At 52.1% G+C, this 801-nt stretch carries 1 pseudogene; it reads right to left on the minus strand.

The features are described from left to right. Nucleotides 1-10 precede the first annotated feature (10 nt). Nucleotides 11-801 (minus strand): annotated as a pseudogene (locus ACOTXC_RS22685) (phage tail protein); the annotation flags it as partial.

Consider the following 801-nt stretch of genomic DNA (forward strand, 5'->3'; position numbering starts at 1 on the left):
AAACCGACCTTTATTCACCCGCATCAGCAGTCATGGCCAGCTCTGCTGCTCTGATTTTTTGGTTGTATAAAGAATCGGCAGGCATTTCGACGCGCACGGACACGAACTGGTCGCTAGGAATGTCGACAGGATCACCGTCACCCACGCCTTCCAGTTCGTTTCTGGCGAATGCAGGCGCATCAGGGTGAGTACGATGATAGGTTTTTACCAGTACCGAACCATCGGCGTTAACCTCATAATCCAGCCAGATAAGCGGTTGCTTGTTGCGATCGGTAGGGATGTCAAAACCTCCATCGATGCCGCCCCATGCTGCGTCTGAGTTCAGCCCCTGACACCCTTCCACCAGATATTGGCCTGTGACCAGACGGGTTACAGTGCAGCCCTCCGATTCGTCATTCGTCCGGTATGAACCATCGGAAAATATTGCCACCACTGGCGATGCAGCTTTCAATGTACCGTCGCTGGCGCGGGTCGTGTTGTATTCGCTATAAAGCTTAACCCAACCCCTCCAGCCATTTGCATCCTTCACGTTGAATGCAAGGGTAGTGTTATCAGCCTGAAGAGCTTGCATTGCGGAGGTGGCATATCTACACATGACGAGAACAGGCGCGTACGGGTTAAAGAAATTAACTCCCGTAGCGCCACCGCCAGCGTAAATGCCACCTTTTTCAATGGTCTTAAAATCAGTAGTCAGGGGCAACCAATCCGCGCCTATCCCAAACTGCCCTACAGTTAGCACACCATCAGCAGGGTAAGTCTCGTTGGACCGCGCATTAAGTATGGCTGATGTTCCTAAACCGA

Origin of the sequence: Enterobacter cloacae complex sp. IR5428, assembly GCF_049238585.1 — a bacterium.
GTDB lineage: Bacteria > Pseudomonadota > Gammaproteobacteria > Enterobacterales > Enterobacteriaceae > Enterobacter > Enterobacter intestinihominis.